The organism is Paraburkholderia sp. XV, from assembly GCF_020177535.1.
GTDB lineage: Bacteria > Pseudomonadota > Gammaproteobacteria > Burkholderiales > Burkholderiaceae > Paraburkholderia > Paraburkholderia caribensis.
Genome location: NZ_JAGUUD010000003.1, coordinates 188,998 through 210,702, shown reverse-complemented (window position 1 = coordinate 210,702; position 21,705 = coordinate 188,998). Strand labels below are relative to the sequence as shown.

At 60.7% G+C, this 21,705-nt stretch carries 21 protein-coding genes; 14 read left to right on the top strand and 7 right to left on the bottom strand.

Features of this window, described 5'->3' with window-relative positions; genetic code table 11:
- The first annotated feature begins 181 nt into the window (after positions 1-181).
- Positions 182-1,192, top strand: a complete 1,011-nt coding sequence (locus tag KFO72_RS03180; protein WP_060608166.1) for an IS110 family transposase — start codon at positions 182-184, stop codon at positions 1,190-1,192.
- Positions 1,193-1,502: 310 nt separating this feature from the next.
- On the opposite strand, the gene arsA is transcribed toward KFO72_RS03180, so the two are convergent.
- The 3 genes from arsA to KFO72_RS03165 form a co-directional block, all read right to left on the bottom strand.
- A complete protein-coding gene (arsA, locus tag KFO72_RS03175) occupies positions 1,503-3,269 on the bottom strand; it encodes an arsenical pump-driving ATPase (RefSeq protein WP_054932219.1) in 1,767 nt (588 codons plus the stop codon).
- Positions 3,270-3,827: 558 nt separating this feature from the next.
- On the bottom strand, positions 3,828-5,177 hold the full coding sequence (locus KFO72_RS03170; RefSeq protein ID WP_225031369.1) for an ATP-binding protein: 1,350 nt from the start codon (positions 5,175-5,177) through the stop codon (positions 3,828-3,830).
- Positions 5,177-5,839: a response regulator transcription factor gene (locus tag KFO72_RS03165; protein WP_054932217.1), complete on the bottom strand. Its 663-nt coding sequence runs from the start codon at positions 5,837-5,839 to the stop codon at positions 5,177-5,179. Before KFO72_RS03165 ends, KFO72_RS03170 begins: the two co-directional genes overlap by 1 nt.
- A 153-nt stretch (positions 5,840-5,992) precedes the next feature.
- On the opposite strand from KFO72_RS03165, the gene KFO72_RS03160 reads away from it, so the two are divergent.
- Together KFO72_RS03160 and KFO72_RS03155 are read left to right on the top strand one after the other, a co-directional pair.
- Entirely contained in the window at positions 5,993-6,367 is a 375-nt protein-coding gene (locus KFO72_RS03160; RefSeq protein ID WP_054932216.1) for a cytochrome b562, read from the top strand.
- 35 nt (positions 6,368-6,402) lie between these two features.
- Positions 6,403-6,966 (top strand): cytochrome b, encoded by a 564-nt coding sequence (locus tag KFO72_RS03155; RefSeq protein ID WP_054932215.1) that lies wholly within the window; start codon positions 6,403-6,405, stop codon positions 6,964-6,966.
- Positions 6,967-7,393: 427 nt separating this feature from the next.
- Here the strand turns inward: KFO72_RS03155 and KFO72_RS03150 are convergent, their stop codons facing one another.
- Together KFO72_RS03150 and KFO72_RS03145 are read right to left on the bottom strand one after the other, a co-directional pair.
- Complete coding sequence (locus tag KFO72_RS03150; protein WP_225031360.1) at positions 7,394-9,064, bottom strand: bifunctional protein tyrosine phosphatase family protein/NAD(P)/FAD-dependent oxidoreductase; 1,671 nt, start codon at positions 9,062-9,064, stop codon at positions 7,394-7,396.
- An 83-nt stretch (positions 9,065-9,147) separates the two neighbouring features.
- Positions 9,148-10,008: an MBL fold metallo-hydrolase gene (locus tag KFO72_RS03145; protein ID WP_054932213.1), complete on the bottom strand. Its 861-nt coding sequence runs from the start codon at positions 10,006-10,008 to the stop codon at positions 9,148-9,150.
- Positions 10,009-10,091: 83 nt separating this feature from the next.
- Here KFO72_RS03145 and KFO72_RS03140 point away from each other — a divergent pair, with 83 nt between their 5' ends.
- The 4 genes from KFO72_RS03140 to KFO72_RS03125 are packed head-to-tail and all read left to right on the top strand — an operon-like array spanning position 10,092 to position 12,190.
- Complete coding sequence (locus KFO72_RS03140; protein ID WP_054932212.1) at positions 10,092-10,412, top strand: ArsR/SmtB family transcription factor; 321 nt, start codon at positions 10,092-10,094, stop codon at positions 10,410-10,412.
- An 11-nt stretch (positions 10,413-10,423) separates the two neighbouring features.
- On the top strand, positions 10,424-10,858 hold the full coding sequence (locus KFO72_RS03135; RefSeq protein WP_225031359.1) for a YeeE/YedE family protein: 435 nt from the start codon (positions 10,424-10,426) through the stop codon (positions 10,856-10,858).
- Between the two features lies 1 nt (position 10,859).
- Positions 10,860-11,315, top strand: a complete 456-nt coding sequence (locus tag KFO72_RS03130) for a YeeE/YedE family protein (protein WP_054932210.1) — start codon at positions 10,860-10,862, stop codon at positions 11,313-11,315.
- A gap of 56 nt (positions 11,316-11,371) precedes the next feature.
- On the top strand, positions 11,372-12,190 hold the full coding sequence (locus tag KFO72_RS03125; RefSeq protein ID WP_054932209.1) for a sulfite exporter TauE/SafE family protein: 819 nt from the start codon (positions 11,372-11,374) through the stop codon (positions 12,188-12,190).
- Positions 12,191-12,871: 681 nt separating this feature from the next.
- On the opposite strand, the gene KFO72_RS03120 is transcribed toward KFO72_RS03125, so the two are convergent.
- Positions 12,872-13,369: a hypothetical protein gene (locus KFO72_RS03120; RefSeq protein ID WP_060610426.1), complete on the bottom strand. Its 498-nt coding sequence runs from the start codon at positions 13,367-13,369 to the stop codon at positions 12,872-12,874.
- 365 nt (positions 13,370-13,734) lie between these two features.
- Between KFO72_RS03120 and KFO72_RS03115 the strand changes: the two genes are divergently transcribed.
- From KFO72_RS03115 to KFO72_RS03085, 7 genes are all read left to right on the top strand, one after another.
- Positions 13,735-14,094 (top strand): DUF1924 domain-containing protein, encoded by a 360-nt coding sequence (locus tag KFO72_RS03115; RefSeq protein ID WP_224102481.1) that lies wholly within the window; start codon positions 13,735-13,737, stop codon positions 14,092-14,094.
- A gap of 45 nt (positions 14,095-14,139) precedes the next feature.
- The gene (locus tag KFO72_RS03110; RefSeq protein WP_225031358.1) at positions 14,140-14,628 is read left to right on the top strand and encodes a diheme cytochrome c; all 489 of its coding nucleotides are present in this window, start codon (positions 14,140-14,142) and stop codon (positions 14,626-14,628) included.
- Positions 14,600-15,328 carry a cytochrome b/b6 domain-containing protein gene (locus KFO72_RS03105; protein WP_224102472.1) on the top strand — a complete coding sequence of 243 codons (729 nt, stop codon included), beginning with the start codon at positions 14,600-14,602 and terminating at the stop codon, positions 15,326-15,328. The genes KFO72_RS03110 and KFO72_RS03105 overlap by 29 nt, the downstream gene beginning before the upstream one ends.
- Before the next feature lie 24 nt (positions 15,329-15,352).
- On the top strand, positions 15,353-16,024 hold the full coding sequence (locus KFO72_RS03100) for a response regulator (RefSeq protein WP_054932205.1): 672 nt from the start codon (positions 15,353-15,355) through the stop codon (positions 16,022-16,024).
- Positions 16,024-17,370, top strand: coding sequence for an ATP-binding protein (locus KFO72_RS03095; protein WP_225031368.1), 1,347 nt, complete (start codon positions 16,024-16,026; stop codon positions 17,368-17,370). The genes KFO72_RS03100 and KFO72_RS03095 overlap by 1 nt, the downstream gene beginning before the upstream one ends.
- Before the next feature lie 102 nt (positions 17,371-17,472).
- Positions 17,473-17,952, top strand: a complete 480-nt coding sequence (locus KFO72_RS03090; RefSeq protein WP_060608137.1) for a hypothetical protein — start codon at positions 17,473-17,475, stop codon at positions 17,950-17,952.
- A gap of 94 nt (positions 17,953-18,046) precedes the next feature.
- Positions 18,047-18,997, top strand: coding sequence for a universal stress protein (locus KFO72_RS03085; protein ID WP_062917989.1), 951 nt, complete (start codon positions 18,047-18,049; stop codon positions 18,995-18,997).
- A gap of 181 nt (positions 18,998-19,178) precedes the next feature.
- On the opposite strand, the gene KFO72_RS03080 is transcribed toward KFO72_RS03085, so the two are convergent.
- Positions 19,179-21,470, bottom strand: coding sequence for a heavy metal translocating P-type ATPase (locus KFO72_RS03080; protein WP_225031367.1), 2,292 nt, complete (start codon positions 21,468-21,470; stop codon positions 19,179-19,181).
- Positions 21,471-21,705 lie beyond the last annotated feature (235 nt).

The window sequence follows — 21,705 nt, the reverse complement described above, 5'->3', positions numbered from 1 at the left end:
GAAACACGACATCTGTAAATAGCCGGCGCTACGACATTTCAATCTGGCTTTGACACTATGTGTAGGTCCCAAATAGATGGAATGGTCGCCTCCCGCCTTAACGGGCCGCTCAACGCCGCAGGCCCGTGGGCTGAACGTGCGACATTGCTGGTTCGGCAGTCCTGCCGTCAAGGAGAACCAGATGGAACCCACGACCATTGCCATCGACCTGGCCAAACGCGTATTCCAGATTCACTATGTCGAGCCAGATACTGGCACGATTCGCAGCAAGGTTCTCAAACGCGCCCAGCTCGTGCCGTTCTTTGCCAACCGGCCTGCGAGTCGTGTCGTCATGGAAGCCTGTGGCAGCGCCCATCACTGGGCCCGCGTCCTGGCGCGACTTGGCCACGACGTGCGGCTCATCGCAGCCCAGTTCGTGCGGCCGTTCGTGAAGTCGAACAAGAATGACGCAGCCGACGCTGCGGCGATCTGGGAAGCCGCCCAGCGTCCGGGCATGCGGTTCGTGGCCGTCAAGACCGAAGACCAGCAGGCCATGCTCGCAATGCACCGCATCCGCCAGCAACTGGTCCGCATTCGCGTCATGCAGGTCAACCAGCTTCGTGGACTGCTCTATGAATTCGGAGTCGTCCTGCCTCAGGGGCGCCGGGCATCAATCGAGGCCGCCAAACTCGCGCTGGCCTCACTGGCCGACCAGCTGCCAGCTATGCTCGCAGACAGCCTGCAGGATCAATTCTCGCGACTTCGTGAACTCGACGAGCAGATCGCACGGCTCGAACGTCGCATTCTCGACTGGCGGCGCAACGACGACGCATGCCGTCGCATCTCGGAGATTCCTGGCGTGGGTGTGCTCACCGCGACTGCGGCGGTATCTGTGATCGGACAGGCAAAGACGTTCCGTTCAGGGCGAGAGTTTGCCGCTTATCTGGGCCTGGTGCCACGACAGAACGGTTCTGGCGGCAAGGTGAAGCTCGGTGGCATCAGCAAACGCGGTGACGTGTATTTACGAACGCTGCTGATCCACGGCGCCCGATTCGTCATCTCAGCGGCGAAACATCTGCCGGAACGACTGCGTGCACTGTTGGCCCGACGTCCCACGAACGTCGTCGCTGTCGCGCTGGCCAACAAGATGGCGCGAACGATCTGGGCACTGCTGGCGTATGGGCGAACGTATCAGTCGACACCGGCACAGTGACGGCCCCCAGGCACACGCTTTAACCATTCACGGTTGCACAGGTAAATTGAACGATGGCAAGACAGGTTGGACCGTGCAAGGGCAAGCCTGAGACATTTCTCGGACTTCGAGTCCGCCAATTAGATTAGGACCCTTGCGGCGAAATCCATCGGGGCCGGCGGGCATGCCCGCGATCGAGTCCGGATATAAGTCCGCAACCACCCTCCTCGCCACGCACAATTGCCTTGCAAATGGGAGGCGACCATATAAGAAATGTCCGGTTCCGGCCTGCCCAAGGCGCGTGTACATGCTTCAAAGGCAGCCTCGGCCGTCAGTCGCCTTCAAGTAGCTTTTCAAGCCCAAGGATTCCCACCGGTGGATCGGCTCGCCATGGAACCACATAGACCCCATGTTTCGATAGCGTTGCCACCCGCTCCATTTGCTTTCTTTCACTGTTCAAACGCGCCAGCAGCACTGAGTCATTAGTATCCGTGGCCAGCAATGACCGGTTGACCACCCATGCAAATGGTTCGATATCGGCCCTGCGTAGATCTTCCTGCAATGCCGCTGCCTGTGACACCGGCGTCGTTTCTGGCAACGTGACCAGGATGATCCTCGTGTAGTTAGTATCCTGCAATCGCATCAACGGTGTCACGATGCGGCCGGGAGCCTTGTCGTCAAACGCGCGTACCATCTGACGATGGTAGGCGCCCGCGGCGTCCATCAGCAACAGAGAGTGACCGGTCGGAGCGGTATCCAGTACCACGAATGAGCTGCCAGCCTGAGACACGACATGCGAGAAGGCATGAAACACAGCGACCTCTTCAGTACAGGGGGATCGCAGGTCCTCAATGAGCAGTGCCTTCTCGTCCTCTGTCATTCGGGGCGCACGTGCAGCCACGATCTTGTCCACATACTTCCTGGTTTCCACTTCGGGGTCAATTCGCCCCACAGTGAGTCCCGGGACATTTCCCTGAAGGGTCATCGCTAGATGCGCAGCTGGATCAGTAGTGGTCAGATGCACCGACTTCCCGCTGCGAACCAGCCCCAAGGCGATAGCGGACGCGATAGTTGTCTTGCCGACGCCACCTTTGCCCATGACCATGATCAGCCCCCGATCGGCGTGGGCCAATTCCTTAACCAATTCCGACATGGGGTGGTGTGCAAGGTGCGTGAGCACGCCGCGAGGCACATTGCTTACCCATGTCAATTCCGGGGCCAGGAGGGCTCGGAGCGCAGGTAAGCCCACTGAGTCCACTGCGCGCAGCGGCACATGATCCGTGGGAAGCCGGCGCAGCGCTTCCGGCATGGCTGCGAGAGCCTTCTTTCCCAAGGCATCAAGAGCGTCGCCAATGCGGTCATGGGATTGGCTTGCCTGGAAAACCGCGTTCAGGACAAGGCGCTGATTTGCCAGCCCCAGATCTCGCAGCTCGGACGACGTACGCGCGGCCTCTTCCAATGCGCCAGTTTCGGGCCGGGCTACCAGCACGATGGTTGTCATACTCGCGTCGTTAAGCGCTGCCAACGCCTGATTGAAGAGTTTCTCCTGCATTTTCAAGCCGGAATGCGGCCCCAGGCAGGACGCCCCCCGGTCATTACCCTTAAGGAACCCGCTCCACGCTTTGGGCAGGCTCAACAACCGCAACGTGTGCCCGGTGGGGGCTGTGTCGAATACCACATGATCAAAGTCAGATGCACCGTGAGAAAGTAAGCTGGAAAACTCATCAAACGTGGCAATCTCGGTGGTGCAGGCACCCGATAGCTGTTCTCGCACGGTCGCAATTTCGTCGGCACTCGCCTCGGGGTCCATCTGTTCGACAACGCGAACGCGATAGTTCTCCGCGGCGACGTCTGGGTCGATGTTCAGTACGCGCAGTCCGACCACGCCCGGTACCGGGACCGGAGTATTGATCAATTCAATACCGAGCATTTCGTCAAGATTGGACGCGGCATCTGTGCTAACCAACAAGATCTTTTTGCCGGCGTCGGCCAGCGCGATAGCTACGGCGGTGGAAACCGACGTCTTTCCCACTCCACCTTTTCCGGTGAAGAACATGTATCTGGTCGGTGCTTCCAGTAACGCGAGTCGTGATGGCATGTGGTTTCCCGTTCTGATTGACCTTTAATCATCTTGCATTCGGTTGTCACCGTCTGAGAGTCACCGCAACAATACCGCTATGGCCGGGGCGCTCCGAGGAAGAACCGGAATGACGCGTGAACGACGTGGCACAGCGGACCGTGCCTGGCAATGCGGGTGCGGACGTATCGAATACCGCCCCATCGTTCTCTACGTTCGGATGCAGCAATTCAGTTACCGATGTTTCTCGTCAGTGTCGACAACAATCTTGTCGTCGATTGATTCGAGACGTGGGGGCGGTCCTGGCGGACTTCATGAAATGCATCTCGGCATAGCATATGTGTCCGTTGACCGGGAGCGCCTCATTGCATCGAATCGGTACATGGCCGGGCCTCATCACGATGACGTGTCCTGGTCTTGCATCAAATGGCCTTTCATCATGCCTGCGGGAGTTCGATTCATTTTGACGTGTGTCAATGCCTGTACCGACGCCGATGGGCGAACTGACCCGACGACGATGTCGGGCCACAGCATCTGCAACAGAGCAAGGAAGCTGAGTTGAAAAATATCACGCGGCGACTAGGGCATATGCAAAGGCAGCGCGACGTACACGCCGAACCCCTTCCCATCAATTCCGGATGTGTACGCCAGTTTCCCGCGCAATTTGGCCACGATGCGTGCGACGATCGACAGGCCCAGCCCGCTTCCTTTCTCGACGTGATTCGCTGCACGAAAGAAGCGATCGTGCAGGCGTGGCCGGTTCTCCTGCGCGACACCGGGGCCGTCGTCGCGCACCTCGAGAAACACCGCGTCGGGATCGCTCCAGATAGCGATTTCCACGCGCCCCTGCGCGTGCCCGTACTTGATTGCATTGTCGACGAGATTGTCTAGCAGTATGCGCACCAGCGCGGGCGGCGCACGCACGATGGTCGCTCCATCGGCCTGCAGCGTCAGCGAAATCTGCTTGTGATCCGCAAAGGCATGCTGGTCGACGATGCATGCCTTGGCCATGTCCGCGAGATCGACTCGCGCACTGGGAAGCGGCGCGCTTTCCTCGAGCCGCGCCAGCGCGAGCAACTGATCGGCCAGGTGCGTGCTCCGATCCACCGCTTCCACCACGCGCTGCATGGCCCGACGCTGACGTTCCGGATCGCGCGCGGTGAGCGCGACTTGTGCCTGGACCTTGATGGCGGCGAGCGGGGTCTTGAGTTCGTGTGCCGCGTCACCGGTAAAAGCGCGCTCGCGCTCCAGCGACTGGCGCAGACGTTGCAACAGCGTATTGAGCGCAGCGACGAGCGGAAAGACCTCGTCTGGAACGCCTTTGTCCGCGACGGCGTCGAGACTGTCGGGTGATCGTGCCTCGATCGCTTCCGACAGTGTGCGCAAGGGTGTCAGGCTGCGGCCGATCGCAAACCAGACAAGCATGGCCAGCACAGGCAACACCAAAGCGAGTGGACGGGCGATGCGCAGCGCGACCATTGAGGAGAGCTCCGAGCGATGCATGCGCTGCTGGAAGATTCGCACGGTACGGCCGCGCGCGGTATCGCCGAGCACGTAGACACGCCACTTCGCATCGTCGACCCGTAGCAGGCCGGATGCGTGGGCCGGCCGTGCCGGCAGGCCAAGCGACGATAGACCGGGACTCGCGGCCAGCACCCGTCCATCTGCAGCAGTCACCTCATACAGCAGCCGCATTGAGGCATCGTTGTCTCCGTCGTCGTCGCGAGGCGCGAGGCTCGCGCCCGCAAAAGCCGGCAGATCGCGTACGTCGAGCACGAGCAGCGCATGGGCGACCTGTTCGACGCGTGTTTCGTCCCATTCCTCGACTTCATGGATTGCCTGGTGATAGCTCGAATAAAGCGAGTACAACCACACCAGTACGATGGCAGACAACACCAGCAAGGTCAGACGTCGCCGGATCGACCGCATCACGTTGCCTTCTCCACCACATAGCCAACGCCGCGGATCGTCCGGATCAACTGGGCGCCCAGCTTCTTGCGCAGGTTCGAGATATGCACCTCGATCGCATTGCTTTCGATCTCCTCGTTCCAGCCGTAAAGGCTATCCTGGAGACGCGCGCGAGAAAGAGGACGGCCCTGATTCGCAAGCAGTTCGACCAGCAGTGCGCACTCGCGCGAACTGAGCGCGATGTGCTTGCTTCCGCGTATGACCGTCAGGCGCTCAGGATCAACCAGCAGGTCGCCGTATTCAATCGTATCGGTGCCGCGGCCCTGCGAGCGCCGTACGACCGCGCGACATCGCGCGACCAGTTCGGTCAGGTCGAACGGCTTGCCGAGATAGTCATCGGCGCCGGCGCTCAGGCCACTCACCCGATCGGCAACGGTGTCGCGCGCAGTCATGACAAGCACGGGAGTATGGTCGCGGCGCTTGCGAATCCAGTCGAGTAGTTCGGTCCCCGACACGCGGGGCAGGCCAAGATCGAGTATGACCAGGTCATATGGCGTGGTTTCCAGTGCCAGTTGCGCGTGCTTGCCGTCGCACGCCCAGTCGACCGTCATGCCCGCCTCGATCAGGCCGTCTTCCACGCCGCTGCCAATCAGCCTGTCGTCCTCGACGAGTAATACGCGCATGGTGTCGTGCTCCTGTTCGTTCCCGGTGGCAACGATAACCGCATACACGCACGTGTATCAAGACCATGTGCCGCCATGGCGGCTCGTTAAGAATCCGTTAACCTGACCTGCCTATTCTCCCGGGCATTCACTGTCCTTACAGGATCAATGCCCATGGCTACGCTGCCGTTCCCCCCCCATTTCCGAACGTTGCTGTGCGTCTCGCTGCTTGTGGCCGCGCCGCTGGCCCATGCAGGCGAGATCAAAACACTGATGAAGGACATGAAATTGGCCATGCAGGGCGCGATGTCCAGCACCACGATACCCGAGCTGCGCGGCTACGTGACCAGGCTCGAAAGCGACGCGCAGCGGGCAAGCCGTCAGCCTTATCGCAGCGACCCATCCACCTACGATGAAGGCATGCAGGCGCTGCAGCAGGAACTGGCCGAGGTCGACCGTGCAATCGAGGCAGACGACATGGACGCCGCCAAGCGCGCATTGCGCCGGATTAACGGTACCAGGAAGCATTATCACGACCTGCTCGGCTGACAAACCTGAAACGCGTTTGCACAGGAATCCCGTACATGAAACACACGTCCCGCTACCCCTTCTCGATCAGCTTGCTGCACTGGTTGCTGGCCGTCGCGCTGATTGGCAATCTGATCATCGGCTTGATGCTTGACGATAACGAGGATCTGCTCACACTCCACAAGTCGATCGGCATCGTCATCCTCTTTCTGGTCTCGGTCCGCGTCGCGAACCGGTTTCGGATGCGGCGTCGGTTGCCGCCGTCGACCAACCGGGCCGGCACGCCGGCTTACCTCGCCGAGAAGGCCGTTCATCACCTGCTCTACGTGTTGATGCTCGTCATTCCGCTGCTCGGTTGGCTGAAGACCAATGCGGCCGGACACGTGGCAAGTTGCTTCGGCCTCGTCTCGCTGCCAACGCTAGTATCAAAAAGCCGCGAGCTGTCGCACTGGTTGGGGGAGCTGCATGCGCTGACGGCCTACGGGCTGGCTGCACTCGTCGGGTTCCACGTGTTGGGGGTGGTCGCGCACCGGGTACTCAAGTCGGAAAACATTCTTCCCCGAATCCTGCCTTTGCCCAGGCGTGTCGAGCAGAAGATGCCAACAAGTGATCGAGGTTGAGTCGTCTGCGCCGTACTCAAGTCAATTCGGACTGACAAGCCGCTGGCACGCGCTGCATTCAGAAAATCGCAATGGCTGCTTGCCGCCTTTTTCGAGGGTGACCGTCATTTTCGCTCTCGGCATGGCAAGAATACCCGCGGTCACGCGCAGCGATCTTCGGCGAGCTCCTCTGATAATTCAAAGCCCGAGGATAGAAAATTCAGTTAACCGAAGTAATGGCAACGCTGACGACGATTTCGACAGTGCGAAAGCAGCTTTCGACCGTCGGCTCCTTAGAGACCCGGCGGAGCTTGTTTTCCGTTCAGGCTGACCACGGCACCTTCCTTGATTGTTCACACGGTTACTTGCGGCAGTGGGTCAGGCCCGATTCGGCATTGACCGCGATGCTGCCGCGATTCTTCGCATCGGACAGTTTCTTTCCATCGCGTTATCTATCATCAAGTACGGGTCGCGCCAGCCATTCGCGCCCCTTGAGCATGCCGTCCCAGTAGAGCGGCGGCAGAATCCGCTCCTTGAGAAACCAGGCAAGACGCGACGGTCGTGTGCCGTCGAGCAGCCACGCGGGAAAACTGGGCGCGACCATGCCGTCATAAAGAAACTTGGCCAGTACCACCTTACCCCGCTCGACCGTGAGCGGGCACGAACCGTAGCCATCGTAAGTCGCCAATCCGCTGGCGCGACCGAGACTCGCCAGCACGTTATGGGCAACGACGGGTGCCTGTTTGCGCGCAGCTGCCGCCGTCTTGGCATTCGTTGTGCTGGTGGCATCGCCCAGCGCATAGATATGCTCATACCGCTTGTGGCGCAACGTGCTGGCGTCAATATCTATCCAGCCAGCAACGTCGGCAAGCGGACTTGCGCGGACAAAATCCGGGGCCGTCTGCGGCGGCACCACATGAATCATGTCAAAGTCGGTTTCGACTGTTTCCCTGCTGCCGTCAGGCAACACGCGTTCGAATACGGCGCGACGCCGAGGACCATCGACACTCCTCAATGTATGGCCAAAACGCAGGTCAACGCCGTACGCTTCCACATACTTCATCAATGCCGGTACGTAGTCAGGCACGCCGAACAGCGCCGTGCCCGCGCTGAAGAACTGCACCTGCGTGTTGTGCAAGGTACCGTTTCTACGCCACGTATCGCACGAGAGATACATGGCCTTCTGCGGGGCGCCGGCACATTTGATTGGCATCGGCGGCTGCGTAAACAATGCTTTGCCACCGCGGAGCGTCTTGACAAGTTCCGCAGTATACGGCGCGAGGTCGAAATGGTAGTTCGACGTCACGCCGTTTTGCCCCATTGTCTCGACGAGGCCCTCGACACCGTGCCAGTCAACCTTGATGCCCGGGCAAACGACGAGCCGCTGATAACGCACTCTCCGGCACCCCTCAAGCACCACCGCGTGACTGTCCGGTTCGAATGCCACCACCGCGGCTTTGAGCCAACGCACGCCGCGCGGCACACGCGACGCCATCGTGCGCGCGGTGTCCCCCGAGTCGAATACTCCCGCTCCCACGAGCGTCCAGCCGGGCTGATAATAGTGCACGTCGGCGGGATCGATAATCGCGATATCCAGTGAAGGATCGCGGGCGCGCAGGCTCGAGGCCACGGCAATACCGGCTGCACCGCCGCCGACAATCACCACAGTATGTTCTGCTTCGACAACGCCGGGCGCTACTTTTCCAGCATTGGCAATACGTCGCATCACTGCCTTGAGTTCGTAGCCCGCCTTCGCCGTCGTTCGCTCAATTTCCGCCACGCTCAGCGTGTTAGCTTGTGACAGCGCCCACAACGTCGCGGACCGCGTACCCGTGCGGCAATACGCCAGCACCGGCTTGGGTAGTTCCGCGAGAAGCGCTGCAAAGTCGGCCGCCTGCCTATCTGAGGCTTGGCCTGCGGGCACCGGCTGATGAACTGCCTTCAGACCGACGGCCTTTGCCGCCTGCGCGATTTCCTCGAAGTTAGGCTGGTCCGGCGCTTCCGCATCCGGCCGATGAGAAACGATTGATCTGAATCCTAGCGTCTGTAGCGTCGAGACGTCAGCGACGGAAATCTGCGGCGAGACCGAAACATCTGGAGTGAGGGAATGGACATCCATGGCCTGCTTCCTGAAACAGTTAATTTGTGGACATCGGACCGGGACGCGCCCTCACCTGACGGACGCGCACGATCTGTGGTGCGTCAGACAGCATTCAGAGGGATCTTGAGGTACCGCACTCCGTTCGCCTCTGGTGGCGGAAACTCACCCGCGCGAACATTGACTTGCACCGCGGGCAGGATCAGCGTCGGCATCGCGAGGGTCGCATCGCGTGCCTGGCGCATGGCGACGAACTGCTCTTCGCTTACACCGTCGTGCACGTGGATGTTGCGTTCCCGCTGTGCGCGGACCGTCGTTTCCCATGCAGGCCCGCGTCCCTCGGGCGGGTAGTCATGGCACATGAATAGCCGCATGTCGGCCGGCAGGGCCAGCAGCTTGCGGATCGAGCGATACAGTTCATGCGCATCACCGCCTGGAAAGTCGCACCGCGCGGTGCCGACGTCGGGCATGAAAAGCGTGTCGCCGACAAACACGGCGTCCCCGATCTGGTACGCCATGTCGGCCGGCGTGTGCCCTGGCACATGCATCGCCCTGCCCGTCAACTCTCCAATGGCAAACGTCTCGCCGTCCTCGAAAAGGTGGTCGAATTGCGAGCCGTCCAGACGGAAAGCCGGCTCGAGGTTAAATAGCGACTTGAATACCCCCTGCACGCGCCGGATGTGCTGGCCAATCGCGATGCGACCACCCAGTTCCCGCTTGAGATATGCGGCAGCGGAAAGATGGTCGGCGTGGGCGTGCGTTTCCAGGATCCATTCGACGTGCAGCGCATGCTCACGCACGAAAGCGATCACCTTGTCGGCACTGTCTGTCGACGTCCGCCCAGCCTTGGGATCGTAGTCCAGCACCGGGTCGATGATGGCGCATCCGGCATGGTCCCCCGCAAACACCACGTAGGTCACAGTCCAGGTGGCGCGGTCAAAGAAAGGATGAATGGTCGGGTGCATGGCTATCTCCGGGAATGAAATCATTCTATTCATATACAATCTATTTTTCAATATACTATGTTGACATAGATTGAACATCACTTATGAAAAAACCTCGTCTCACCATCGATCTCGCCACCATGCAGGCCGGCGCAGCAGATGCATGCGTCCTGCTCAAGGTGCTCGCCAATCCCGATCGCCTTCTGCTGATGTGCCAGCTTTCGCAAGGCGAGTTGTCCGTCGGCGAACTCGAGGAGCAACTCGGTATCCGTCAGCCCACGCTGTCGCAGCAACTGGGCGTATTGCGGGAAAACGACCTGGTCGCTACTCGCAGGGAAGGCAAGAACATCTTCTATTCGGTGGCGAGTCCGCAGGCGCTTGCCGTGATGGCCGTACTTTATGAACAGTTCTGCCCGAAGCAGTAAGGAGGCGCATCATGCTGATCGACCCAGGAAATTTCACACCGGGCTTCTCGCTAACAGGCGGGCTTGTGATCGGAGCCGCGGCTGCCGTGCTGATGCTGTTCAACGGACGCATCGCAGGAATCAGCGGCATATTCGGCGGCCTGCTGAACTGGCCGCGCGATGACGTCAACTGGCGTCTCGCGTTTCTGGCGGGGCTCGTAGGCGCGCCCGTCATCGCGGGACTGTTGGGCAAGTCTGCGCAGGCGGAAATCGAGGCGAGCTGGGGCGCGATCCTTGCAGCCGGGTTTCTGGTCGGTATCGGCACCCGCTATGCCGGCGGCTGCACTAGCGGCCACGGCGTTTGTGGTCTCTCCCGGGGATCTGTGCGCTCGCTCGTCGCTACCGCAACCTTCATGGCTACCGGGTTTCTGACTGTCTTTGTACAACGTCACCTGCTCGGAGGCTGATATGGCGGACGTCAAAACAACGCTTATCGCACCCGTTACAGCATTGCTCGCTGGCCTGCTTTTCGGGGTTGGCCTGATGGTCTCTGGCATGGCAAACCCGGCGAAGGTGTTGAGTTTCCTCGATCTGACTGGCCGGTGGGACCCGTCGCTCGCCTTTGTAATGGCTGGCGCCATCGCGGTCGGTTCGCTTGCATTTTTCGCAGCCAGACGCCATGACAGGTCATTCCTTGGATTGCCGATGCAACTTCCCGTCAGCACGGCCATCACGCCGAGGCTGGTACTTGGTAGCGCCGCCTTCGGTATCGGCTGGGGTCTCGCCGGTTTCTGCCCGGGTCCCGCGCTTGTCGCGCTGGGCGCGGGCTATCCCAAGGCTGTCGGTTTCGTGGCGGCAATGGTTGCCGGCATGGCCGTTTTCGAACTGATCGAGCGGGCGAAAGCCGCAACGCAGCACGCGTGAGCGGCAATCTGCACTATCCGCGAAAGACTCGCAGTTGAACAGACAAAGGTTGTTCGATGGAACACGTGATTGCCAGCAGCGCCGCACTCGGTCTTGTCGTCGGCCTCATCCTCGCGCTCACGGGTGCAGGCGGAGCCATCCTCGCAGTGCCCTTGCTGCTGTTTGTGCTGCATCTGAACATTGCCGAGGCCGCGCCCATCGCGCTGTTGGCTGTAGGCGTCTCCGCCGCGCTCGGCGCATTGATGGGGCTGCAGGCCCGCATCGTCCGGTACCGCGCCGCGGCGCTGATGGCCGTAACCGGTACGGCGTTTTCGCCCGTCGGCCTGTGGCTTGCCCATCGGCTGCCGAACGGACCGCTCACACTCGTCTTTGCCGGCGTGCTGGCGTACGTCGCGCTCCGGATGTTCCGACAGGCTACCACCGGCACGCCTCACGAAGTTCGCAGCGGTGCGGCTTTACAACCATGCCAGCTCAATAGCGGCACAGGCCGCTTCGTATGGACGTCCGCCTGCACGCGCGCACTCGCCTTCGCGGGTATCGGCGCGGGTTTCCTGTCCGGCCTGCTCGGCGTGGGCGGAGGTTTCGTCATTGTCCCTGCGCTGAGGAAAGCGACCAATGCGCCGGTGCCGACAATCATGGCGACATCGCTCGCTGTCATCACGCTTGTGTCCGCGTCTGGCGTCATCTCGACGGCGATTTCAGGTCACATGAACTGGCCAGTGGGCGCGCCGTTCGCTGCGGGCGCATTAGGCGGCATGCTGGCCGGGCGGCTCGTCGCCAGCCGGATGAGCGCTAACAGGCTGCAACAGGGCTTCGCGCTCGTCGCTGGACTCATTGCCGTCGGCATGGTCGCCAAGGTCGCCATGTCCGTTTGAGTTTCCCGATCATAAGCTCACGGACTCCCGGACTCCCCTTGGCGGCATCACTCGAATCGGCCACACGTTGGCTGAGGCACCTCAATTCGCACGGCCCACGGGCCAACGGTTTTTATTGAGGAAGTCCCAGTTCCGGGTCGCCTTTCCATCAACGCAACGCGCAGCGCCTGCGTTGATGTGTACCAAAACAGACGTCCCCGCACCGCATAGGCTTGACCTGTCGGCCCATCGAACGTGGATGCATCGAAGCGAAGGAGGCAGGAATACCCATTCGAGTATGGAACAGGAGCATCATCGCGCTTGCAGGCAATGCCCACTTCATCATCTGTCACTCTCTTGGAGTGGTGTTGCGACAACCGCCCTTGTCGTTCGAAGCGTGGCAGACCGAGGGGAACAAGATGCGGATGGTCTATGCTGCACCATTTCCTTCCGACAAGATCGAGAAGATGGCGCCATACCTGTCCGCAATTGACGGGAAGCCGTAGCCGACTTCAACCCTCGCCACCGCCACATTGGTGTCCGGCAGCCAGGCGATCGATTCTGCGCTCAAGCGGCTTTGGTCGGGAGGATGGACATGAAGATCGAATCAAACCTTTTGATCTGCGGAGTCCGGGAACAACCGCGCTAACCGGCGGTAGTTGCCAGTCCTGCAGATAATCCGATCACCGCCCGTCGCGCACTTCACTGCGGCGAGGCGGGAGGCTGCGTTAAATATTGCTGTTGCCACATCATGTTGTTCATCATTTCCTGTTGCATCTGCAGGTATTGGTCGGTCATATACTGACGCTGCCGCAGTTGCTCGGGACTGAGTCTGGAGTAGTACCCTCCCATGTGGCCCCAGCCGCCGCCCATCATCCCCTGCCCCATCATTCCGTGCCCCATCATGCCGGGGCCCCACATCCCGTGCATCGTGGTCATCGCACCTTGCATCGTCGCCCAGTGTTGCTGCAGAAGCTTCTGGCGTTCCTTCGGATCCTGCGTCTGTCGGATCTGGTTCATCTGCGCCTGCATCGTCTTCATCTGCTCCTGGAATTGAGCCAGGTTCTTGTCGAATGCCGCCGTGTCCGTGCTCTGGGCCTTTGACGTGCTTTGTGCGGCAGTTGCGTCCTTTGACGCCGCATGGAGCATCGGCGAACTCAACACAATGCAGATTGCGACAGGGAACAGAAGCTTTTTCATGGAAGTCTCCGCGGTGGCGGCAAGCGGGATTGAAGCCGCATTTAACATTACCCGCCGATCGGACCCACCCCTTGACCCGCATCAAAGGATCGACGCGCTGCGATCACAGTCTGCACTGCCGTATAAAGGTGGGAGGAGGAGCGGCTTGGGCCGTTATGCGCGAGCTGCTGACGGCCTTCGGAAAGCTTAATCCGGAGCGGATGCGCTGTTACAGCAAACGCATCGTGAGCAAACGGCGAGATTGAAGCGTTAAGACTCCGGTAAGGAAGTTCGCCCAGGATAATCTGTATCTACCGGAGACTCTCGTGAGCAAATCGCCTCTCTCGCTGCCGGGTTTGTATGGGTCACTTCTGCTGGTCCTTGCCATGACTTCAATGTCGACAGCCAATGCTGCCACGCCATCGGATCTCCTCGGCTCTTACCGTACCCAGTCGGGCAATGCGGAACCGGACCCGTCGCGTGGGCAACAGTTCTTCAATGCGTCACATGGCCATGAGTGGCAGTGCGCTTCGTGCCACGGCGCAGTGCCCACGCAGACGGGCAGGCATGCCGCCACAGGCAAGTCGATCGCGCCACTGGCCCCAGCGTTCAACCCCGAGCGCTTTACGGACGCCTCCAAGACCGAGAAATGGTTCCGTCGCAATTGCAACGACGTCGTGGGACGTGAGTGCAGCGCAGCCGAGAAGGCGGATCTGCTTGCGTGGCTTTTGACGCTGAAGCCGTAGGCGCCTTTCCCACTATCGAAGTTTCTCTCCGCCGGAGCGCTTCCTATGCTTTTTCACCTTGTGCCCCGTTGTGTCGAAGTTTGTGTCGTCGCGCTAGTGGCCGCCCTGACGGTCCCGATCGCTGCCGCGGAATCTGAAGGGACGTTTAGTCAGGTCAATGTGCTGCCCAGGTATCGGCAGGAGTGCGCAACCTGCCATCTTGCCTATCCGCCGGGCATGCTGCCTGCCGCGTCATGGCAGCGCATTCTGGACAACCTGCAGCACCATTTCGGCACCGATGCGTCACTCGACGCAGACTCCGTCCGGCAGATTTCGACGTGGCTCGCCGCAAATTCGGAAGCAGACGCGGCCGCGCACGCCGCTCCGCCCGAAGATCGCATTACCCGCTCTCACTGGTTCCGCCAAGAGCATGCAGAAGTGCCTGCCGCCGTATGGAAGCGGCCCATGATCAAGAGCGCGTCAAATTGCGCGGCGTGCCATACCCGCGCCGATCAAGGAAATTTCAATGAACACTTCATCCGCATACCGCAATAACAGCAGTGCCGGCGACACGACACAACGTCGCATTCTGGTCTGGGATGCGCCCGTACGGCTATTCCACTGGCTGTTCGCGGCCTGCTTTGCCGGCGCATGGCTGACCGCGGAAAGCGAGCATTGGCGGCTGGTGCATGTCGCGCTAGGCTATACGGCAGGTGGTCTCGTGATATTTCGAATGGCATGGGGGCTGGTCGGAACGAAATACGCCCGTTTTTCCAGCTTCGTTTGCGGTCCGACCTCCGTGTGGAAGTATCTCCTGGGGATATTGCTTGGCCACCCGCAACGGCATGTCGGACACAATCCGGCCGGCGCGGTCGTCATCGTCACCATGCTGGCTTTGGCATGCGCATTGACCATGACGGGTTGGGCGACCTATAACGATGTCGGAGGAAACTGGCTCGGTGAAGTGCACGAGGTTTTGGCCAGCCTCATGCTTGCGCTGGTTGCTGTACATGTGGCCGGGGTGATTGTGAGCAGCCGGCTTCATCGGGAGAATCTGGTCGGCGCGATGCTGAGCGGATACAAGACAGGACACCCCGACGAAGGCATCAGGCGCGCATGGAAAAGCGTCGCGGCGATCATGTTGGCGGGTGTGCTTGCGTTCTGGTGGTGGCAGTGGCAAGTCGCACCTGCGCCAATAGCGCCCGGTAGCAACGCAGCGACTTCACACCAGACCGACCGCGATGATGCCGATTGATGCCCCTCAAAGGTCAAGAACATCATGCGTATCCTGCTCGTCGAAGACGATCCGTTGCTTGGCGATGGCATTCGCGCGGGCCTTCGGCAGGCGGGCTTTCAGGTCGACTGGGTTCGCGACGGCCAGGCGGCCGAAGCGGAACTGCGTACCCAGTCCTATGCTGCAGCAGTGCTCGATCTCGGACTGCCGCTCAAGGATGGTATCGACGTGCTGTCGTCGGCCCGTCGCGCGGGCGTGACCATGCCCGTACTGGTGCTGACCGCACGCGACACGGTCCCCGATCGCGTCCGTGGACTCGACATCGGTGCCGACGATTACGTCGTCAAACCCATTGACCTTCTGGAGCTTGCCGCTCGCCTGCGGGCGCTCGTGCGCCGCGCACACGGTCAGCCGCAGGAAAAACTGGAAGTGCAAAACATCACACTTGAACCGGCGGCACGGCTTGTCTACCGGAATGGAGATCCCGTCACCGTCTCCACGCGCGAGTTTGACCTCCTGTACGTGCTCATGCTGAATGCGGGCCGCGTGATGTCGCGCGAACAGCTGGAACAGGCCATGTACGGCTGGGGTCAGGAAGTGGAGAGCAACGCAGTTGAGGTGCACGTCCATCGCCTGCGCGCCAAGCTCGGCAGCGAGCTGATCAGAACAGTTCGCGGCGTCGGGTACGTACTGATGCGAGAGGGTTGCGCTACGTGATGATTCTGCCTCGCTCATTGCAGGGTCGTCTGCTGGTGCTGGTCATCGGCGGCGTGATAGGCGTATGGCTGATTACCGCGCTTCTTATCTGGCGTGACGCCCGCAGCGAGCTCGACGAACTGCTCGACAGTCACCTCGCGCAGGCAGCGGCTCTGCTGATCGTGCAGCAGACGCAATCGATTGACGACGATGACGAGATCGATACACGGGTACCTCATCCGTATGCACCCAAGGTTGCCTTCCAGATCTTTCACGAAGGGCAGCCAGTCGTGCGCTCGGCCAATGCACCGACTGAGCCCATGATTCCCGCCAAAGGCGAGTTCGAACAGGGTTTCGCGACCGTGCAGATAGACGGGAACGCGTGGCGCGTGTTTTCCGTGCGAGGTACAGGCGAGGATACACACGTCTACGTCGGCGAGCGTATCGATTCGCGCACCGCGATACTGCTAGCGGTATTGCGCGGTACCTTATGGCCTATGGCCGCCGCCTTGCCCCTTCTTGGACTTGCGACCTGGTGGGCCGTGCGGCAAGGGGTGACGCCGCTCAAGAAACTGGGCCGAAGCATTGCCCAGCGTGGCCCGGATGATCTTGCTCCCGTCGTGATGCCCCAACCCCCTGCCGAGCTGTCCCCGGTGCTCGACGCGCTCAATCAGCTCTTCGAGCGTATCCAGACGGTATGGGAAGCAGAACGCCGGTTCACTGCGGACGCCGCACATGAATTGCGCACGCCTATTGCGGCGATTCGGACGCAGGCTCAAGTTGCGCTGGCCGAAACGGATGACGCCCTTCGTCAGCACGCGTTACGCGCCACTCTCGAAGGGTGTGATCGCGCGACGCGTCTCGTGAACCAGCTGCTGGTGCTTTCAAGACTCGAGTCCGGGGCAACCCTCGCACTCACGAAGGTGGACCTGAGTGCGCTTGCACAGCGTGTCGTCGCAGAACTGGCGCCAACGGCGATCGCGAAGCAGTTGTCACTGGAATTCGAAGGCGAAAGACCCTGCCACGTCGCAGGCGACGACATGCTGCTCGCGGCCCTGGTGCGAAATCTCGTGGACAATGCCATCCGTTACAGCCCGCCTGGGGCATCCGTGCTGATCAGAACGACGACAGATGGCGCCAACGCATCCCTGTCGGTTGGAGACAGCGGTCCAGGACTCGCCGATGCGGATCGCTCGCGGCTGGGTGAGCGCTTCTTCCGGGTTCCGGGTACCAGCGAAAGCGGTAGTGGTCTTGGCTGGTCGATCGTCCAGCGAATTGTCGACCTTCACGCGGCAAGCGTCGACGTGCGTCGCTCACATCTCGGCGGACTCGAAGTCGAGGTGAGCTGGTATGCCCGCAATGATTGATCTGAATCAAGCCACCCAAACCGCAAGGCGCGACGATATCAATGAGCAGGCCAGAATCACGGGTATCCACAGTCTGCCTGATCAATCAGGTGGGAGGTTCACATGCGCATGCGGCTCCAGCTGATCAACGCAATCTTTACGACGCTTCTTCTTGGCGTATGCGCTGTTGCTTACGCAGACGATCTTTCCCACAGTGTCACTGCACACGGTCTCACCGTTCACTACGGCGTGATTCCGTCCAGCAAGCTGCGAGAATCCGGATCGAACGCGGCGAGCAACATCACCGCTCCGAGTCCCAACCAGTACCATCTGACCGTTGCAATCTTTGAGGCGGCCACGGGCAGACGCGTGAGCGACGCCACTGTACTTGCCAGCGTCAAAGGCCCCCGGGCCCACGATACGCACTTTCACACGAAGCCAGTCGAGAGGCGCCTGGATGCCGTCAAGGTGGGCAGCGCCGTCACATATGACAACGACTTCGAGATGCCGTGGAGTGGCATTTACCACGTTGATCTGATTGTTACGCAGAAGGATCAGCCGAAGCCCACGAAGATCCGGTTGAACTACGACCATCGCTTCTGAAGTTGGTATGTGTCCCCGCTATGTCGGCTTGAGCGAGCTGCGGCAGCGGCGTCCGGCTTGACAGATGGCGGTCGATAAGCTTACTGGGTAAACCATGAATTCGATTGGACCCGACGACATCAATCCGGCATTGCCACGCCGAGTACTCATTGCTGTTGATTCATCGAAAGCATCGCGCAATGCGCTCCGTTACGCGAGTCACCTCCTCCCGCACGGTGGCGAAGTCCGGCTCGTGAGCGTGGCCGAGAATCCGCATACACTCTTTCCGAGCGGTCGGCATGTCGGCCACACGCTGGATTCAGTGCGCGAAGAACTGCTGAAGGATGCGGCCGCGGCGCTCGAACAGGCCCAAGCTTCACTGGCGTCATGTGACGTACGCATCGAGACGGAAGTGGTTGACCTCTCGAAGCGCGGCGGGGTCGTTGTTCAAGCGTTGGTGAATGCAGCCAATGCATGGCAAGCCGAACTGATCGTCGTAGGCGCGCGCCACCACCATGGGCTGACGCGCTGGATTGAGGGGACCGTCTCCGAGGCGTTGTCAAAACTTCTGCACTGCCCGCTGCTTGTAGTACCCGAAGGCTATAACGTCGAGAACGAACACTTGCCGGAGCGCATCCTGTTCGCGGTCGACGGAAGTCCACATGCGGCAACCGCGCTGCGCTTTGGTGTGCGGTTTGCGGCACCCGACGCTTCTTTGCGAGCCATCTATGTGATCGATCGCGCGGTACGGCTGAGCGACTTCGTTCCCATCGACGCACTGGAGGACGCATTCTTCGATGAAGGCAAGCATGCACTCGCGGCCGCGGAGCCGGTTCTTTCGCATGTGTCGATACGGTCGAGTACCGCACTTGTGAAGACGCGTCGTACCAGCGACGATGTGGCCCATACCATCGTTCGCGAAGCCAGCAACTGTCACGCGCAATTGATTGTGATGGGCACGCATGGCAGGCGTGGTATATCACGTTGGCTGTTTGGTAGCGTTGCGGGGAGAGTCGCACATCTTACGCAATCCCCACTACTGCTCGTCGGCACACAGGACGCCTGAGCCGCAGCGCACATAAACCAATTGTGATTTCAATTATCGTGGGACTAAGCCGGCACTGCCGCGCCAGTGCCGTTGAACTCAGACGGAATTCCTATATTCGCGGTCAGGATGCCGGGTAATCGACCCTGATGTATTTCGCTGCCCACAACGATACCAGCGCACACATACAGGAAATCGGTCTTTACGCTCCTTCCCCGAGCGTATGGAACAGTTCCTCTTCCTGGGCACAATGCAGGCGTACGATCGCATCGAGTCCATACAGCAGGCGCTGGATTTCGCGGATGCTATCGGGATCGAGTCCCGCGGCTGGCACTGTGTCCGTCATCTGCCGAAGTAAACGGGAGATCCGGAAGATTTCTCGGTGCATGGCGCTCATCGCCGCCATCGGGTCTTCTCCGCCGAGAAGGGCTGCAAGGCCCGGATAGACTTCCAGGTCGTCGTGCTGTTCATGCGGAACGAGCTTGTGTGCGAGCAAATCGTTCATGCTGGCGAGGGCACCCGCCACGGATGGTCCCGGCAAACCGGGCAGTTTGTCCGCGAGTTCCCTGATCTGCTCGATTACTGGGCCAAGTTCAACATGCTCGGTCTTCAAGCGATCTTCGTCATCACGGGCAAGGCCGCCCACCATTGCCGTCGAACGGATCCGCAACGCGCGTAGCGCGTTCGCGATGACGGCCACATCAATGATCTCCTGAAGCAACGCGCCCGGCAGGGGCGGCAGAAACCCGAACGCGGCGACGATCATTGCCGCCACCGACAGTGCAATGCCCGCCATCACGCTCTGGACGGCAATTCGCCGCGTGTGTTTCGCCACCCGAAACCCCTCGACAAGCCGGTCCAGCCGGTCGACCAGCAGCACCACGTCCGCCGCCTCGGAGGACGCCGCCGCGCCTCGTGCGCCCATCGCAACGCCGACGTCCGCAGCTGCAAGCGCGGGCGCGTCGTTGATGCCATCGCCAACCATGACGACTGGCCCTTCACGGCGTGCCGTCTGGATCGCTGCAAGCTTGTCCGCCGGAGACAGCTCGGATCGCACCTCCGTGACGCCCAGCATTGCCCCCACCGTTTCGGCCACATCGCGTCTGTCGCCCGTGAGCATGACAAGCCGTTTGATGCCCTCGTGCCTGAGCAGCCGCAGCGCGCGTGGGGTTTCAAGCCGGATCTGATCAGCCATCTGCAGAGCCCCGACCATGCTGCCGTCCACCCCGACGAATACGGCGGAAGCGCCTTCGTACGTCAGGCGTTGAAGGAAAACTTCGCTCCAGGATGCTGGCGTCGCGAGCGACGCCACAAAGACATAAGAGCCGATCGCGACGAAATGGCCATCTACTTCGCCCTTTACCCCGGCACCCGGCTGCTCCTCGACCCGGCTGGGTAGTGACAAGACGAGATTGCGCTCGCGTGCAGCCGCAGTCACCGCTTCGGATATGACGTGCGCAGATGCCTGGCCAAGAGATGCAGCAAGGCGCAGGACCGTCCCGGGAGACGTGCCGGTAGCGGCTTCAATTGCGACGAGGCGCGCGTGCCCTCCCGTCAGCGTTCCTGTTTTGTCGAAGAACAGCACGCTCGCTTGCGCGAGCCTTTCCAATGCAGCCCCACCTTTGACGAGCACGCCGCGCTTCGCGCAACGCGACATGCCGGAAACAATGGCCACAGGAACCGCAAGAATCAGTGGGCACGGGGTTGCAACGACAAGCACCGCAAGCGCCCTGTTGATTTCTCCGGAGATCATCCAGCTACCCGCGGCAAGTGCAAGGGCGGCAAACACGAACCACAACGCGTAGCGATCGGCAAGACGGCTTGCTGGACTGCGCTCGCGCTGCGCTGACTGCACCATTCGCACGATCCCGGCGAACGTACTGTCTGCCGCGCTCGCGGCAGCGACCATCTCGAATGCCGCGCCGACACTTACGACGCCGCTATTGACCGGTTCGCCGGGTGAGCGTTGCTGGATGATGGACTCCCCGGTGAGCGTGGACTCATCCAATTGAGCGTGGCCGATTAACGAGCCATCGACAGGAACGAGATCACCGCTTCGGACCAGCAGACGATCGCCGGGATGTACCGCATCCAGTTCGACACGGCGCCACTCACCGCCCTCAAAGCGGTTGGCGTGACGCGGAGCGCGACTTAGTAAGGCAGTCATTTCGCGGTGTGCCCGCGCCTGTGCGTACGCTTCGAGCGCCCGTCCGCTCGCCAGCATCAGCGAGATCACGGCGGCGGTGAGAAACTCGCTGAGGCCCAGTGCGAAACCGATGGCAAGAAGCGCGAGCACATCGACGCCCGCTTCATGCCGTCGCAGCGTCTTGACGGTCGACACCAGCAGCGCCAGCAGGACAGGCAAGGTTCCAACGGCCCACAGCACCTGCGCGAGAGCGGCGTGTCCGAGCGCGGCAAGCACGATGCCCGTTACGAGGCTTCCGGCCGAGACGGCCAGCAGGACAAGCTCGACTGAGTGAAACGGACGTGGCATGGCGGAAAGATCACAAGGGGTTCGAGTTTCAAATAAAAAAGCTGGAGCCGATTTGAAATCGCTGCTTTCAGCATAAGGTATGAATGCATCCGTGCGGTACCCGGCCTGCGTCGAATCGATATTTCCGGGAAGATCAGACTGCAGGTTCACCGCGAAACATTGAACGTCGATGTGACGAGCTTGAAACTGATTGCGCGGATAATCGAACCGACCCGCCCACACAACACTCGAGCCG